The sequence below is a fragment of the Streptomyces sp. G5(2025) genome, from assembly GCF_049542075.1.
Classification (GTDB): Bacteria; Actinomycetota; Actinomycetes; order Streptomycetales; family Streptomycetaceae; genus Streptomyces.
The window spans coordinates 5,341,672-5,356,020 of record NZ_JBMUZT010000006.1; the positions used below are offsets into that span (position 1 = coordinate 5,341,672).

Genomic DNA, 14,349 nt, shown 5'->3' on the forward strand with positions numbered 1-14,349 from the left:
GATTGCCAGGTTACGACGGGAACGTGGATGGCGGAGGGGTCTGCCGATGGACGTACTGCCCCTGGTGGCACTGATCGCGGCCGGCGCCGTGGTGGCGGGGGCCGCGCGCAGGACCCCCGTCCCGGCGCCGCTGCTCCTGGTCGGGGCGGGGCTCGTCGCCTCGTACGTGCCCGGGGTGCCGGACTACCACCTCGACCCGCACATCGTGCTGCCGCTGATCCTGCCGCCCCTGCTGCACACGGCCGCCCTGGAGAGCTCGTATCTGGACCTGCGCGCCAACATCAGGCCCGTGGCGCTGCTCTCGGTCGGCTATGTCCTGTTCGCCACGCTCGCCGTCGGCTGGCTCGCGTACCTGCTGATTCCGGACCTGCCGCTGACCGCCGCGCTCGTGCTCGGCGCCGTGATCGCGCCCCCGGACGCGGTCGCGGCGACCGCCATCGCGCGCAGGGTGGGGCTGCCCTCACGGATCACCACGATCCTCCAGGGGGAGTCCCTGGTGAACGACGCGACGGCGATCACCGCCTACAAGGTGGCCCTCGCGGCGGCCGTCGGAGAGGGGGCGAGCTGGTCGGGCGGCGTCGAGGAGTTCCTGGTGGCCGCGGTCGGCGGCGTCGGCGTCGGGCTGCTCCTGATGGTCCCGATCCACTGGCTGCGCACCCACCTCAAGGAGGCGATGCTGCAGAACACCCTGTCGCTGCTCGTCCCCTTCGTCGCGTACGCCGCCGCCGAGCAGGTGCACGCCTCCGGAGTGCTCGCCGTGGTCGTGGTCGCCCTGTACCTGGGCCACCGCTCCTGGCAGGTCGACTTCGAGACGCGGTTGCAGGAGGCCGCGGTGTGGAAGGTCGTCGCGTTCATCCTGGAGTCGGCGGTCTTCGCGCTCATCGGTCTTCAGCTGCCCATCGTGCTCAAGGGGCTCGGGGAGTACAGCGTGGGTCAGGCGGCCTTGTACGCCGCCGGGGTCTTCGTCTTCGTCGTCGTGGCGCGCTTCGTGTGGTCCTACCCGGCCACCTATCTGCCGCGTCTGTCGGCGCGGATCAGGGCGCGTGAGGACGACATGGACTGGCGCAGGCCGCTGATCGTGAGCTGGGCCGGCATGCGGGGCGTGGTCTCGCTGGCCATCGCGTTCTCGATCCCGCTCGTCATGGAGAACGGTGAGCCCTTCCCCGCGCGCAACCTTGTCCTGTTTCTTACCTTCACCACCGTCATCGGCACGCTCGTCGTGCAGGGGCTCTCCCTGCCGTGGCTGATCCGCGTCCTGAAACTGCCGGGCCGTGACGCGCAGGCACAGACGCTCGCGGAGGCGCAAGCGCAGAATGCCGCCTCGCAGGCCGCGGAGGCCCGGGTGGAGGAACTCATGCGGGACGAGCGCAACCGCCTTCCACAACCCCTCCAGGACCGTCTGCACACCGTTCTGGAGCGGCGCCGCAACTCCGTGTGGGAGCGGCTCGGCCAGCCCAACCCCGTGACGGGGGAGTCGGCGGACGGCACCTACCGGCGGCTTGCGCGCGAGGCGATCGCCGCGGAGCGCGAGGTGTTCGTGAGGATGCGGGACGAGCGGCGCATCGACGACGAGATGATGCGGACGCTGCTGCGCAAGCTGGACCTGGAGGAGGCGGCCGCCTACCGGGAGGTCGAGGACTGAGCCGGTTCCTCGCGGGCGCCGGTGATCACCGCGGTGAGGCGGGTGCCGGGCCGGAAGGCGCCCTCTTCGGAGAGGGCGGTCAGGGCGTAGAGGAGTTTGGCGACGTAGAGGCGCTCTACGGAGAGGCCCGTTTCTGGGCCGTGCCGCTGTTCGAAGTCCGCCGCGAAGGCGAGGAGTTCGGAAGATGTGCGGGCGTATCCGCCGCAGTGGAAGCGCTCGTCCAGGCGCCAGTTGGCGGTCGGTTCGCCGAAAGTCTCTTGCTGGAGGGCCCGTATGTCGCGGCCCAGGAAGCCGCCTTTGAGGACCGGTATGCCGAGGGCCTGCCGGTCCGGGCCGAGGCCGGCGGCCAGGCCCGCGAGCGTGCCACCGGTGCCGCAGGCCACGGCGGCCACGTCGGTGTGTTCGCGCAGCTCCTCACCGAGGGCCGTGCAGCCCCGGACGGCAAGGGCGTTGCTGCCGCCCTCAGGGATCACGTACGCGTCCTCGGTGCCCGTCTCGCGCTGGATCGCGGCCAGCGTTCCGGGCTCGGCCTTCTGGCGGTACGTCGAACGGTCGACGAAGTGCAGGCGCATCCCGTCCGCCACGCATCGGGCCAGGGACGGATTGAGGGGGCGCCCGGCGAGTTCGTCGCCGCGCACGACACCGACGGTGGTGAGGCCGAGGAGGCGGCCCGCGGCGGCGGTGGCGCGCAGGTGGTTGGAGTAGGCGCCGCCGAAGGTGAGCAGGGTGTCGTGGCCCGCGTCGGCCGCGGCGCGGAGGTTCAAGGCGAGCTTGCGGTACTTGTTGCCCGGCAGGTCCGGATGGATCAGATCGTCCCGTTTGAGCAGCAGCCGCACGCCGTGACGGCCGAAACGGTCGTCCTCTATGCGTTGCAGCGGCGACGGGAGCCGGGGTCGCAGACCGGCGGGCGGGGTGTGGTGCACCCCGCCATTGTCCCCCGGGGCATGCCGCCCGGCAGGGGCCGGTGGGGAGGGGGTTACTTGAGGCGCTCCTTGATGCGCTCGCGCATCTCGTTCATCGTGAAGCCGCGCGGGTCGACCTTGCCCGGTTGCCATTCCAGGTGGCCGATCACCGAGCGCTCCGTCCAGCCGTGCACGCGGCAGACCGCGGCCGAGACCCGCTCGATCGCGCCCAACTGGACGTCGGGCCACGGGTCCTCGCCGTCGCCGAGGTTCTCGCACTCGAAGCCGTAGAAGTGGCGGTTGCCGTCGGTGTTCGACTCGTTGTCCGGAGGGAGGCCCTTCTCGGCGATGACCGCGCGCAGCACCTCGTCATCCCCCATGCCCGCGTGGTTGGCGCGGCCGTAGCCGACGAGGTGGACACGGCCGTCCTTGGTGATGACACCGTGGCAGAGCGGTCCGGGCAGCGACGGGTGCCCGTCGCGGCAGATCTCGACCGTGCGCTCGCTGCCCGACGTCACGGTGTGGTGGATCATGACGCCGTGCACGGGGCCCCAGGGCCCCTTGTGGTTGCGGTTGTGGTGCTCCCAGTCGCCGACTTCGACGACGGTCACGCCTTCGTCTCGCAGTGCGTCCAGGAAGCGTCCCGCGGACATGGGTGAGGCCATGACCGCCTCCTTTGCGGGGCGCGACGGCCGCCGGTCGCGGACCGCCTCGTACGCCCTGCTTGTACCGGAACTGTGGTGCCCGGACCAGCTGTTCGGAAGCGATCCGAGGCTTGTTCGGGCACCGTGCGAGCCGATCCGGTCAGTTGCCGTGCAGGAAGCCGTCGCCGTTCGTCGCGATGTGGGACTCCAAGGCCTGCAGCGCCTGCTGCGTGGCCTGGGGGGAGCCGGTGCCCCGGCGCTCGGCGTAGTACGCGGCGCCGAGCTTCTTCAGGAGGGCGTCGCCCGCACGCTTCTCCTGGACCTCGTCGAGCTTCTGCTTGCCCTGCGTGAGGCCCCGCTGCGCCTGCTCTTTGGCGCGATCCAGGAAGCCTGCCATTGCTGTCTCCTGCCGGTTGAAGCGAAGGGTGCGGGCGGTGCGATGCCCCGCGACGGATTCAACGGACGCCGGGATCTTGGAGTTCCCCGCCCTCTCGGATTGGGCCGAACGGGTGGGAGCGCGCTTACTGCCCCGCCAGGGCGTGATCCATTCCCGCTCTTTTGTGTAATGGCGTGGCCACAGTCCGTGCTGCAAGGCTGACCCGTGCAGATCACCGCTGGTAGCGGGTCACGCAGATTCGGGAGGGCACACTCACATGTCGGTAGGCGAAGAGGTCCGCGAAGAGCCGCACAAGCCGCAGCAAAGCCTCGGCACGTCGGCCGCGCGGAATCTGGCCACCACCACCAAGACGGCACCGCAGATGCAGGAGATCAGCTCGCGCTGGCTGCTGCGGATGCTGCCCTGGGTGCAGGTGCAGGGCGGCACGTATCGCGTGAACCGCAGGCTGAGCTACTCGGTCGGTGACGGCCGGGTGACCTTTGTGAAGACGGGCGACCATGTGGAGGTCATCCCGGCCGAGCTGCGCGAGTTGCCGGTGCTGCGGGGCTTCGACGACCAAGAGGTACTCACGAGGCTCGCGCGGCGCTGCCGGCAGCGGGAGTTCGCCGCGGGCGACATCATGACCTCCTTCGGGAGCCCGGCGGACGAGGTGTTCCTGCTCGCGCACGGCCGCGTGGAGAAGATCGGTACGGGCCCCTACGGCGGAGACGCGGAGCTCGGCACACTCGCCGACGGCGCCTACTTCGGCGAGCAGGCGCTCCTCGACTCCGAGGCCATCTGGGAGTTCACCGCGCGTGCCGTGACGGCGTGCACCGTGCTCACCCTGCCGAGGCAGGACCTCGAAGAGGTCGCGGCGCGCAGCGAACCACTGCGCAGCCACCTCCAGCGGCTGCGGTCCATCCCGGAGCAGCGCACCAACAAGTACGGCGAGGCGGCCATCGACCTCTCCGCCGGACACGTCGGCGAGGCGGTGCTGCCGGGCACCTTCGTGGACTACGAATCGGCGCCCCGTGAGTACGAATTGAGCGTCGCCCAGACTGTTCTGCGCATCCACACGCGCGTGGCCGACCTCTACAACCAGCCGATGAACCAGACCGAGCAGCAGCTGCGGCTCACCGTCGAGGCGCTCAAGGAGCGCCAGGAGCACGAGCTCATCAACAACCGCGAATTCGGGCTCCTGAACAACTGCGAGTACGACCAGCGGATCCAGCCGCACGACGGCGTACCCGGACCCGACGACATGGACGAACTGCTCAGCCGCAGGCGGGGATCGAAGCTCTTCCTCGCCCATCCGCGCGCGATCTCCGCGTTCGGCCGCGAACTGAACAAGCGCGGGCTCGTCCCCGAGACCATCGACATGGGCGGGAACAGGATCCCGACCTGGCGCGGAGTGCCGATCTTCCCGTGCAACAAGATCCCGGTGACCGAGGCCCGCACGACCTCCATCATCTGCATGCGTACGGGCGAGGAGGAGCAGGGCGTCGTCGGCCTGCGGCAGAGCGGCATCCCGGACGAGATCGAGCCGAGCCTGTCCGTGCGGTTCATGGGCATCAGCGAGCAGGCGATCATCTCGTATCTGGTGTCGACCTACTACTCCGCCGCGGTGCTCGTGCCCGACGCGCTCGGCGTGCTGGAGAACGTCGAGATCGGCCGCTGGAGGTGAGCCCTGGACCGTGTCCGTGGCCGCGGCGGGGAGCACACCGTCTCCGTTGGCGCCCACACGTCGAGGGGCTGCCACCGTCCGCAGTCTTTCCGAGGTGAGCCCATGACCGACACGACGACGGACATGCCGGACGCGACGGCAGGTGTGACGCCGGTCGGCGTCGCGGGGGAGGTCGGCGCAGGCGTGATGGGTATGGGGGCGTCGGGGCGGAGCTCCGGTGACGGGCACGAGGCTTCGGAGATCCTTGCCGCAGCGCGTGTGCGCGTCGATCCCGAGCTGCACAGGGCGGTCGACTCGCTGCCCACGACCCTGCGCAGGGTCGCGCGCTATCACTTCGGGTGGGAGCAGGCCGACGGCACACCGGCCGTGGGGAACGCGGGCAAGGCCATCAGGCAGGCTCTCGTGCTCGCCGCGGTGCGGGCGCTCGGCGGGGAGCCCGCCACGGCCGTGCGGGCCGCGGCGGCCGTGGAGTTGGTCCACAACTTCACGCTCCTCCACGACGACGTGATGGACCGCGACACCACGCGCAGGCACCGGCCCACCGTCTGGGCCGTGTTCGGCGACGCCGACGCGATCCTCGTCGGTGACGCTCTCCAGGCGCTGGCGCAGCGGTTGCTCGCCGAGGACCCCCACCCGGCGGCACCGGCGGCGGCCGCCCGCCTCGCCCGCTGCGTCGTGGAGCTCTGTGCGGGACAGCAGGCGGACTGTGCCCTGGAGGGGCGCGGCCCCGACGAGGTCACGCTCGACGAGTGCCTGGCCATGGCCGAGGCCAAGACCGGCGCGCTGCTCGGCTGCGCGTGCGCACTCGGGGCGCTGTACGCGGGCGGGGGGCCCGAGGAGGTCGACGCGCTCGACGGGTTCGGCCGGGAGGCGGGGCTCGCCTTCCAGCTCATCGACGACGTCATCGGCATCTGGGGCGACCCCGGCCACACGGGCAAGCCCGCCGGTGCCGACCTCGCGGCCCGCAAGAAGTCCCTGCCGGTGGTGGCCGCGCTCGCCTCGGGCACGCCTGCCGCGGCCGAGCTGGCCGAGTTGTATGGAGGGCCGCCCGGCGGGGAGCCGGGCAGGGGTGAGGGCGAGGGGGAGTTGGGGCGGGTGGCCTGCGCGGTGGAGCGTGCGGGCGGGCGCGACTGGGCGCAGGTGCACGCGGCCGACCGGATGTCGAGGGCGGTGGGCCAGCTCGCCAGGGCGGTCCCCGACCCGGAGGCGGCGGGAGGGTTGTTGGCGCTGGCCGAGTTCGTGACGCGGCGTACGCAATGAGGGGCGTACGTGGTGGGGGCGCGTGGGGTGGGGCGGGGCGTAGGCAGGGGGGACGTACGTGGGGGAGGTTCTTGGGAGACGTACGAAGGTTGGAGTGCTTGCGTGAAGGGAGGCCGTATCGGACGAAGTGAGGTGAGGTGATGCGGGAGTGTCCCGGGACCGCCGTGTTGAGGGCGGCCCCGGGGCCTTCCGTGAGTGTGGGGGCGATCACTTAGGCTGCAACCGGTGGGCCGGGTCGCGGAGTTGTGCGTGGGGGTCGCGGTCTGCCGCTAGTCGTGGGCGAGAGGTGAGGGGCGGACGGGCTGTGGGCGTGGCGATCCGTAGGGCCGGGGAGGGGGATCGGGCCGACGTGGTCCGGTTGCTCGACGAGGCGTTCATGTGGGACCCGGTGAGCACGTGGGTTTTCCCAGGTGAGGAGCACCGTCGACGCAGGCACGGCGCGTTGATGGGCGCCTTCTTCGACCTCGCGCTCGGCGAGGGCTACATCGACATCACCGAGGACGGCGCGGCCGCGGCCCTGTGGTGGTCCGTACCGGTGGCGGCGGCCGAGACCGACGCGGAGGTCGACGGGCCCGCGATGCTGCGCCAGGCCGTCGACCCCGAGAACGAGCGGGTCGAGGTGATCGGCCGGCTCACGGACGCGGCTCACCCGACCGACCGGCCGCATGAGTACCTGCACATGATCGCCGTACGGCCGGACCGGCAGGGCGAAGGGCTCGGCACGGCGCTGATCGCCGCCGTTCTCGAACGCTGCGACGAGGAGGGCCTGCACGCCTACCTGGAGGCGAGCAGTGCGCGGAGCCGCGTGCTGTACGAGCGACTGGGGTTCACCGGGGCGGGGGCGCCGCTCGATCTGCCGGACGGTCCGCGGATGTGGCCGATGTGGCGCGAGCCGAGAGAGACCACCTGAGCCCGACGGCGCCCGTCTGAGGCCGACGGCGCCCGTCTGAGGCCGACGGCGCCCGTCTGAGGCCGAGGGAGACCGTCTGAGGGGCGGTGGGCCGGCCGGGGCCCATGAGGCTGGGCCCGGCCGCTGAGGTGGCCTCGGCCGGTGCCCATGCGGGGCGGAGCGCCGTGGGGCTGCCGAGTGGGGCTGGGCGGGAATAAACTCTGCGTATGGGCAGCGAAGGGCTCCGGTCCGGCTCCGGCCCGCAGGACGAGCCCGTGTGCGGGACCTGCGGACAACCGGTCGGTACGGTCATCCGGCGGCGCAAGGTGCTCGGGGTGTTCGTCCCCGCGTGGGGCCCCGGGCCATGTCGTAACGCGCGGTGCGCGGCCTGTGCGGTCGACGCGTCCCTCTCCTCCGCCGAGCGGCCCGGCGGCAAGCGATTCCGGTCGCGGCACGGCCGGAGGGCCGCGGCGTTATCGGCTCCCGAGAGGCTGGACGCTTCAGGGGAGGAATCGGAGCGGGAGCCCGTCTCACCTCCGGCTGCCTCACCGCCAGTCGGCGATGACGGCATCAAGTGAGCCGCGGCAGCAGGTGAGCTGCGGTAGCGGGTGAGCTGATTACGCCTCAGTGAGCCCCGCCGGACGGTCGGTTGCCTGTCGGGCGGCGGCGGTAAGGTCCCTCGGTCGGCGTGGGCACGGCCACCCGGGGAGGGGTGCGATGAAGGCACGGTGGGGCAGTCCGGCTTTGGCGGGGCTGGTGTTGGTCGGGTGCGGTCTCGCCGTAGCGGTGTATTCGGATGACGGCCTGCCCGGTTACGCGGGGGAGCCCGGTGTGCCGCGGGTGAGGAGCGAGCGGGACGTGCCTGAGCTGCCCTTGGAGCAGCAAGGGCTCAACGCTCGTGACCACAAGCGCATGGCCCGGGCGCAGACCCATCTCGTACGGCAGTGCATGCGTTCCTTCGGTTTCGCGGACTTCCCGCTCCACCCCGGGCGCCCCGCCCCGATGAGTGAACAGTCCCACCTGATGGCGGTGGCGGTGTCCCCATACGGGCTTCTCGACCTCGGCCAGGCGCGCCGATGGGGCTACGGATTCGATCCGCACCGTGCGGCGGCCTGGGGAGCGGCGGCCGAGCCGAAGGGCAGGGTCCCCACCCAGCGGGAGAACCAGGTGCTGCACGGCTTCGGCACGGGAAACGACGGCAAGGCGGTGGTGCGTGGCCGCGAGGTACCCGAAGGGGGCTGTGCCGCGGAGGGGGAGCGGCGGTTGACCGCAGGCGTGGCGAACCGGGAGCACTTGATGGGATACGTCTCCCGGCGCACCCAGAAGATCGACCGGGCCGTGGCCGAGGACGAGCGGGTGCGGCGGGCCTTCCGGGACTGGTCGCGCTGCGTCGAGGGCAAGGGCTTCAAGGAGTACGAGAGCCCGGTGGAGGCCTTCGGTGACAAGGCGTGGTGGGCGGGGCGCGAGGACGGCAACACGGCTCGTACGAAGCGGGAGTTGGATACGGCCGTCGCCGATGTCGCATGCAAGAGGAAGCTGAACACCGCCGGTGTGTGGTGGGCGGTCAGCAACGAGAAGCAGCGCGCCGACGTGCGCGACAACAAGGCCGGGTACGCGGCCGTGCGCGAGGACCGGGACCGGGTGCGGGCGGCCATCCGCGAGGCGCTCGGCGAGAAGTGAGGAGGGGAAGCGGGGCGGGGAGGGGAAAGCGAGGGGGAGAAGTGAGGCGGGAGCCAGGGAGCGGGGGCTGGCCGGCCCGCGTCTGCGTCACGGCTACGCCGCCCCGCTTCGACCGTGATCCGCAGCGGCCGATGGTGACCGCCGGGTGTCGTGGCAAAATCGGTGGATGCAGATCAGGGTGCTCGGTCCCCTCGAAGTGCGCACGGATGACGGCAACTTGGTCGACGTACCGGGGGCGCGGCTGCGCGGGCTGCTCGTCGCCCTCGCGCTCAGGGCGGGGCACGCGGTCCCGAAGGCGTCGCTCGTCGACTGGATCTGGGGCGAGCAGCCGCCTGCCGACGCGACGAACGCCCTGCAGCGCCTGGTCTCCCGGCTGAGGAAGGTGCTGCCGGACGGGACGATCGAGGGGCGGCCGGACGGCTACCGGCTGACGGTGGAGCCCGACGCCGTCGACGCCGTGCGGTTCGAACGTCTCGTCACCGCGGGCCAGGACCTCGCCGGGGGTGCCTCCGGACGGGTGCGGTCGCTGCGTGAGGCCCTTGAGCTGTGGCGCGGCGCGGCCATGCAGGACGTCGGTCTGCAGGAGAGCGGTGCGTACGACGCCGCGCTCGCCCGGCTCGACGGGCTGCGTCTGACCGCCACCGAGGAGCGGTTCGACGCGGAGGTCACCCTCGGGCGTGGCGCGGAGGTGGTCACGGAGCTGACCGACCTGGTGGCCGCGCACCCCATGCGGGAGCGCCTCGCCGCCGCGCTGATGCGCGCCCTCGTCGCCGCCGGCCGCGACAGTGAGGCGCTGCTGGTCTACGAGCGGGCCAGGGAGACCCTGGCCGACGCGCTGGGCGTCGACCCCTCGCCGGAGCTTTCCGCGCTCCACGTCGCCCTGCTGCGCGGCGAGTTGGGGCAGCGGGAGACGGGCCGCAGCACCAACCTTCGCGCCGAGCTGACCACCTTCGTGGGCAAGGACGCCGATGTCGCCGCGGTCCGCGGGCTGGTCGCCGAGCACCGGCTCACCACCGTGATCGGACCGGGCGGCTCGGGCAAGACCAGGCTGGCCACGGAGACCGCGCGCACGCTCCTCGGCGACCTGCCGGACGGGGCCTGGCTGGTGGAACTCGCCGGCATAGGAGCCGACGACGACGTGGCGCACGCGGCGCTCGCCGGGCTGGGCCTGCGGGAGACCCTGCTCGGCGGTGCCCCGAACGCGGAGCCGACGGACCGGCTCATCGCCGCCATCCGCGAGCGCGAGACGCTGCTGATCCTGGACAACTGCGAGCACGTGATCCAGTCCGCCGCGGTCTTCGCCCACCGGGTGCTCGGGGAGTGCCGGCGGCTGCGGATTCTCGCGACCAGCCGGGAGCCGCTCGGGATCACCGGGGAGGCGCTGTGGCCCGTGGAACCGCTGGCCCTGCCCGCCGGGGACGCGGACCTGGGGGCGATCGAGTCCTCGCCCGCCGTCCGGCTGCTGCGGGACCGGGCCGAGGCGGTGCGCCGGGACCTCGCGGTCGACGCCCGCACACTGGCGACGATGGCGCGGGTCTGCCGGGCGCTGGACGGGATGCCGCTGGCGATCGAACTGGCCGCGGCACGGCTGCGCACCATGTCCGTCGACCAGCTCGCCACGCGGCTCGACGACCGGTTCCGCCTGCTGACGGGCGGCAGCCGGACCGCGCTGCCGCGCCACAAGACGCTGCGCGCGGCGGTCGACTGGAGCTGGGAGCTGCTCAGCGATGCCGAGCGGACGGTCCTGCGCAGGCTCTCGGTGTTCTCCGGCGGGGCGAGCCTGGAGGCGGCCGAGCGGGTCTGCGCGGGCTATGCCGAGGATTCCGACGGCGCGGACGAGGCCGACGACGCCGTCGAACAGGAGCAGGTGCTCGAACTGCTCACCGCGCTGACCGAGAAGTCCCTGCTGCGGGCCGAGGGCGACGGCACCCCGCGCTACCGCATGATGGGCACGATCAAGGAGTACGCCGCGCAGCGGCTGGCGGAGGCGGGGGAGGCCGGTCAGGTGCGCCAGGCGCATTTGGCCTACTTCACCGAACTCACCGAGGCGGCGGAGCCGCACCTGCGCCGCGCGGAGCAGCTCGACTGGCTGGCCAGGCTGGAGGCCGAGCACGACAACATCAGCGCGGCGATGCGCGGTGCCCTCGCGGCGGGTGAGGCGCAGGAGGCCATGAGGCTCGCGGGGGGCGCGGGGTGGTACTGGTGGCTCAGCGGGCGCAGGGCCGAGGGCATCGAGCTGATCACCGCGGCGACGAGGGTTCCGGGCGAGGTGACCGACGAGGCGCGGGCCATGGCATACGCGCTGGTCGTGCTCTTCGTCAGCTCCGGGCGGGCCGATGAGCAGCAGGCGGAGAAGTGGATCCGCGAGGCGGACCGGTTCGGCCGGCGGAGCCGGGGCCGCAACCCGCTGATGGGGCTCATCACGGCGATGGTCCGGCTGCTCGACGGGCCCGACGCGGCCCTGACGGCGTTCGAACCGCTGCTCGACGACGAGGACCCCTGGGTGCGCGCGCTGGCCCGGCTGCACCTGGGCAAGATGCGGGTCCATCTCGGCCTGGGCGGGGCGGAAGCCGCGGCCGCGGACGCCTACCTGGAGGGGGCGCTCGCCGAGTTCCAGGCGCTCGGTGAGCGGTTCGGGATCTCGTTCGCCCTGACGGAGCTGGCGGAGCGGTTCGCGGTGCGCGGGGAGTTCGCCGCCGCGTGCGCGTACCTGGAGGAGGCGATCACAGCCGTCGCCGAGGTCGGTGCCACCGAGGACCTCATCCAGATGCGGGCGCGGCAGGCGCAGCTGCACTGGCTCCTCGGTGACAAGGACGCCTGCGCGGCGGCCCTCGCCGAGGCGGAGAGGCACGCGGAGCGGGTCAGCTGGCCGGACGCGCTGGCCGAGCTGGCCTTCGCGAAGGCGGGGCTCGCCCGGTGGGCCGGCAACACCGAGGAGGCCCGCCGGCAGGTCGGTGTGGCGACCGCCCTGTTGGGCGAGGAGGCGGAGTGGGCGCAGATCCGCGCGGCGCGGCACGACTTCCTCGGCTACCTCACCGACGACCTCGGTGAGGCCCGTGCGCACCGCGCGGCGGCCTGCGAGGCGGCGGCCGAGGCGGGGCACGCGCTGGGGACCGCCCACGTGCTCGTAGGAGTCGCGGATCTGGCACTGCGCCGTGATGAGTACGAGCAGGCCGCGCGGCTGCTGGCGGCCGGCCAGGCCGTGCGGGGGCTGCGGGACCACTCCCACCCGGATGTGGTCCGCATCGAGCGGGCCGTGCGGCACCGCCTCGGTGACGCGCGGTACGCCGAGGTGGCCCGGGAGGGAGCGGAGGCCGACTGGTCCGAGCTGGTCAAGGTCGCGCTCGCCTCGTGAGGGTGGCGGTGAGCCTGCCGAGGTCATGCCCGCTTCTTGAACGTGGAGACAGACCACACGTACCCGAGGGCGGCGATCCCGACGCACCAGGCGACGGCGGCGATCGCGTCGCCCCGCGACAGGCCGCCCAGCAGCAGCCCGCGCAGCGTCTCGATGATCGGCGTGAAGGGCTGGTACTCCACGAACTGCCGCACACCGGTGCCCATCGTGTCCGCGGGTACGAAGGCGCTGCTCAGGAACGGCAGCATGATCAGCGGTACGGTGCCGAGGCCCGCGGTCTCCGGAGTCTTCGCGGCGAGCCCCAGGGCGACGGTGAGCCAGGCGGCGGCGAAGCTGAGCAGCAGGACCAGACCGAGCACGCCGAGCCAGTCGAGGGCGCTCGCGGCCGGGTCGAACCCCATCGCGAAGGCCACCCCGATGATGGCCGCGCAGCCCACCAGGCAGCGCACCGTGGTGACGACGACGTGGCCGTTCAGCACGGCGCCGCGGGAGACGTCCATGGTCTTGAGCCGGTTGATGATGCCCTTCGACATGTCGGAGTTCACGGCCGCCGAGGTGGCTCCGAGGCCGTAGCTGATGGCCATCACGAGGAGACCGGGGGTCGCGTAGTCGATGTAGGCGGCGCCGCCGACGTCGAACGCGCCGCCGAAGACCTTGACGAACAGGAGCATCATCACGATCGGGAACAGGATCGCGTTGAACACCGTGGTGGGGTTGCGCAGGGTGTGCTTCACATTGCGGCGCAGCATGATCGCCGAATCGGTCAGGGTGGTCGCGACGGCGCTCATCGGTTGATCGTCCCCTCGGTGGTGGCGTGGGTGGTGGTGGCGGAGTGGGCGGTGGTGGTGTGCTCGGTCAGGGCGAGGAACACGTCGTCGAGGTCGGGGGTGTGCACGGAGAACTCCGCGGCGTCGAGCCCGTGTTCGTCGAGCCGGGTGAGCAGGGCCCGCAGCGACCGCGACGCACCGTCGCTGGGCACGCGCAGGGTCAGCTCCTCGTCGTCCCGGGTGGAGGTGGTGAGGACCCGCGCCGCCGCGTCGAGTTCCTGGAGGTCGGTGAAGCGGAGCCGGACGTGGGTGCCGGGGATCTGGCGCTTGAGCTCTTCGGGCGTGCCCTGGGCCACCAGGCGGCCTTCGTTGAGCACCGCGATCCGGTCGGCGAGCTGGTCGGCTTCCTCCAGATACTGGGTGGTGAGGAAGATGGTGGTGCCCTCGGCCACCAACTCGCGGACGATGCCCCACATGGTGCGCCTGCTGCGCGGGTCCAGGCCGGTCGTCGGCTCGTCGAGGAAGAGGATCCGCGGCTTGCCGACCAGCGTCATCGCCAGGTCCAGCTTCCGGCGCATGCCGCCGGAGTAGGTCGCGGCCAGCTTGTCCGCCGACTCCACCAGGTCGAACCGGTCGAGCAGCTGCGCGACCACGTGGCCGGCGGAGCGCACGCGCTTCAGGTCCGCCATCATCCGCAGGTTCTCCCGCCCCGACAGCAGGTCGTCCACCGCGGCGAACTGGCCGGTCACGCCGATGACCGAGCGCACCTCCTTGGTCTCGGACGCCACGTCGTGACCGGCGACGCGTGCCGTCCCGGCGTCGGCCCTCAGCAACGTCGTCAGGATGTTCACCGTGGTCGTCTTGCCCGCGCCGTTCGGACCGAGCAGGGAGAAGACCGAGCCCGAGGCGACCTCGAAGTCGATGCCGTCGAGCACGGCCCTGTCGGCGTACGCCTTGCGGAGCCCTGAAACTGCAATGGCTGATCTCTTCATGCCGCTACCTTCGCCACCGGCCCTGTCAGCCCCCTGTCACACCCCTGACACGGGAACCGGGGGGACTGACACGGGCGGCGAGACGCAGGCACCGGCACCGCGTCCCACCGCCCCGCCTGACCGCCCCGCCCCGGCTTCGAGCACGCGTGATAGACACG

General features: G+C 72.1%; 11 protein-coding genes. 6 read left to right on the top strand and 5 right to left on the bottom strand.

Translation table 11 applies throughout. The features are described from left to right. The first annotated feature begins 46 nt into the window (after window positions 1–46). Complete coding sequence (locus tag ACOBQB_RS35220) at window positions 47–1,642, top strand: Na+/H+ antiporter (protein WP_423597695.1); 1,596 nt, start codon at window positions 47–49, stop codon at window positions 1,640–1,642. Here ACOBQB_RS35220 and ACOBQB_RS35225 read toward each other — a convergent pair. From ACOBQB_RS35225 to ACOBQB_RS35235, 3 genes are all read right to left on the bottom strand, one after another. Next, on the bottom strand, window positions 1,621–2,565 hold the full coding sequence (locus tag ACOBQB_RS35225; RefSeq protein WP_423597697.1) for a 1-aminocyclopropane-1-carboxylate deaminase/D-cysteine desulfhydrase: 945 nt from the start codon (window positions 2,563–2,565) through the stop codon (window positions 1,621–1,623). The genes ACOBQB_RS35220 and ACOBQB_RS35225 overlap by 22 nt on opposite strands. 53 nt (window positions 2,566–2,618) lie before the next feature. Beyond that, window positions 2,619–3,209, bottom strand: coding sequence for an N-acetylmuramoyl-L-alanine amidase (locus tag ACOBQB_RS35230; RefSeq protein ID WP_423597699.1), 591 nt, complete (start codon window positions 3,207–3,209; stop codon window positions 2,619–2,621). A gap of 139 nt (window positions 3,210–3,348) precedes the next feature. Next, window positions 3,349–3,585 carry a hypothetical protein gene (locus tag ACOBQB_RS35235; protein WP_223776691.1) on the bottom strand — a complete coding sequence of 79 codons (237 nt, stop codon included), beginning with the start codon at window positions 3,583–3,585 and terminating at the stop codon, window positions 3,349–3,351. Between the two features lie 256 nt (window positions 3,586–3,841). Here ACOBQB_RS35235 and ACOBQB_RS35240 point away from each other — a divergent pair, with 256 nt between their 5' ends. The 5 genes from ACOBQB_RS35240 to ACOBQB_RS35260 all read left to right on the top strand — a co-directional run bounded on the left by ACOBQB_RS35240 (window position 3,842) and on the right by ACOBQB_RS35260 (window position 12,432). Further along, window positions 3,842–5,248, top strand: a complete 1,407-nt coding sequence (locus ACOBQB_RS35240) for a family 2B encapsulin nanocompartment shell protein (protein ID WP_423597701.1) — start codon at window positions 3,842–3,844, stop codon at window positions 5,246–5,248. 102 nt (window positions 5,249–5,350) lie between these two features. Then, window positions 5,351–6,508, top strand: a complete 1,158-nt coding sequence (locus ACOBQB_RS35245; RefSeq protein ID WP_423597703.1) for a family 2 encapsulin nanocompartment cargo protein polyprenyl transferase — start codon at window positions 5,351–5,353, stop codon at window positions 6,506–6,508. 304 nt (window positions 6,509–6,812) lie between these two features. After that, complete coding sequence (locus ACOBQB_RS35250) at window positions 6,813–7,418, top strand: GNAT family N-acetyltransferase (RefSeq protein WP_423597705.1); 606 nt, start codon at window positions 6,813–6,815, stop codon at window positions 7,416–7,418. An 837-nt stretch (window positions 7,419–8,255) separates the two neighbouring features. Continuing rightward, window positions 8,256–9,077, top strand: coding sequence for a hypothetical protein (locus tag ACOBQB_RS35255; RefSeq protein WP_423597707.1), 822 nt, complete (start codon window positions 8,256–8,258; stop codon window positions 9,075–9,077). Between the two features lie 166 nt (window positions 9,078–9,243). Further along, complete coding sequence (locus ACOBQB_RS35260; protein ID WP_423597709.1) at window positions 9,244–12,432, top strand: BTAD domain-containing putative transcriptional regulator; 3,189 nt, start codon at window positions 9,244–9,246, stop codon at window positions 12,430–12,432. 23 nt (window positions 12,433–12,455) lie between these two features. Here the strand turns inward: ACOBQB_RS35260 and ACOBQB_RS35265 are convergent, their stop codons facing one another. Then, window positions 12,456–13,220 carry an ABC transporter permease gene (locus tag ACOBQB_RS35265; RefSeq protein WP_423597711.1) on the bottom strand — a complete coding sequence of 255 codons (765 nt, stop codon included), beginning with the start codon at window positions 13,218–13,220 and terminating at the stop codon, window positions 12,456–12,458. Then, window positions 13,217–14,191, bottom strand: coding sequence for an ATP-binding cassette domain-containing protein (locus ACOBQB_RS35270; RefSeq protein ID WP_423597713.1), 975 nt, complete (start codon window positions 14,189–14,191; stop codon window positions 13,217–13,219). The genes ACOBQB_RS35265 and ACOBQB_RS35270 overlap by 4 nt, the downstream gene beginning before the upstream one ends. Window positions 14,192–14,349 lie beyond the last annotated feature (158 nt).

Coding starts and splice junctions, on each gene's coding strand:
- ACOBQB_RS35220 (WP_423597695.1), top strand. CDS start 47: ATGGACGTACTGCCCCTGGTGGCACTGATCGCGGCCGGCGCCGTGGTG.
- ACOBQB_RS35230 (WP_423597699.1), bottom strand. CDS start 3,209: ATGGCCTCACCCATGTCCGCGGGACGCTTCCTGGACGCACTGCGAGAC.
- ACOBQB_RS35235 (WP_223776691.1), bottom strand. CDS start 3,585: ATGGCAGGCTTCCTGGATCGCGCCAAAGAGCAGGCGCAGCGGGGCCTC.
- ACOBQB_RS35240 (WP_423597701.1), top strand. CDS start 3,842: ATGTCGGTAGGCGAAGAGGTCCGCGAAGAGCCGCACAAGCCGCAGCAA.
- ACOBQB_RS35245 (WP_423597703.1), top strand. CDS start 5,351: ATGACCGACACGACGACGGACATGCCGGACGCGACGGCAGGTGTGACG.
- ACOBQB_RS35260 (WP_423597709.1), top strand. CDS start 9,244: ATGCAGATCAGGGTGCTCGGTCCCCTCGAAGTGCGCACGGATGACGGC.
- ACOBQB_RS35265 (WP_423597711.1), bottom strand. CDS start 13,220: ATGAGCGCCGTCGCGACCACCCTGACCGATTCGGCGATCATGCTGCGC.
- ACOBQB_RS35270 (WP_423597713.1), bottom strand. CDS start 14,191: ATGAAGAGATCAGCCATTGCAGTTTCAGGGCTCCGCAAGGCGTACGCC.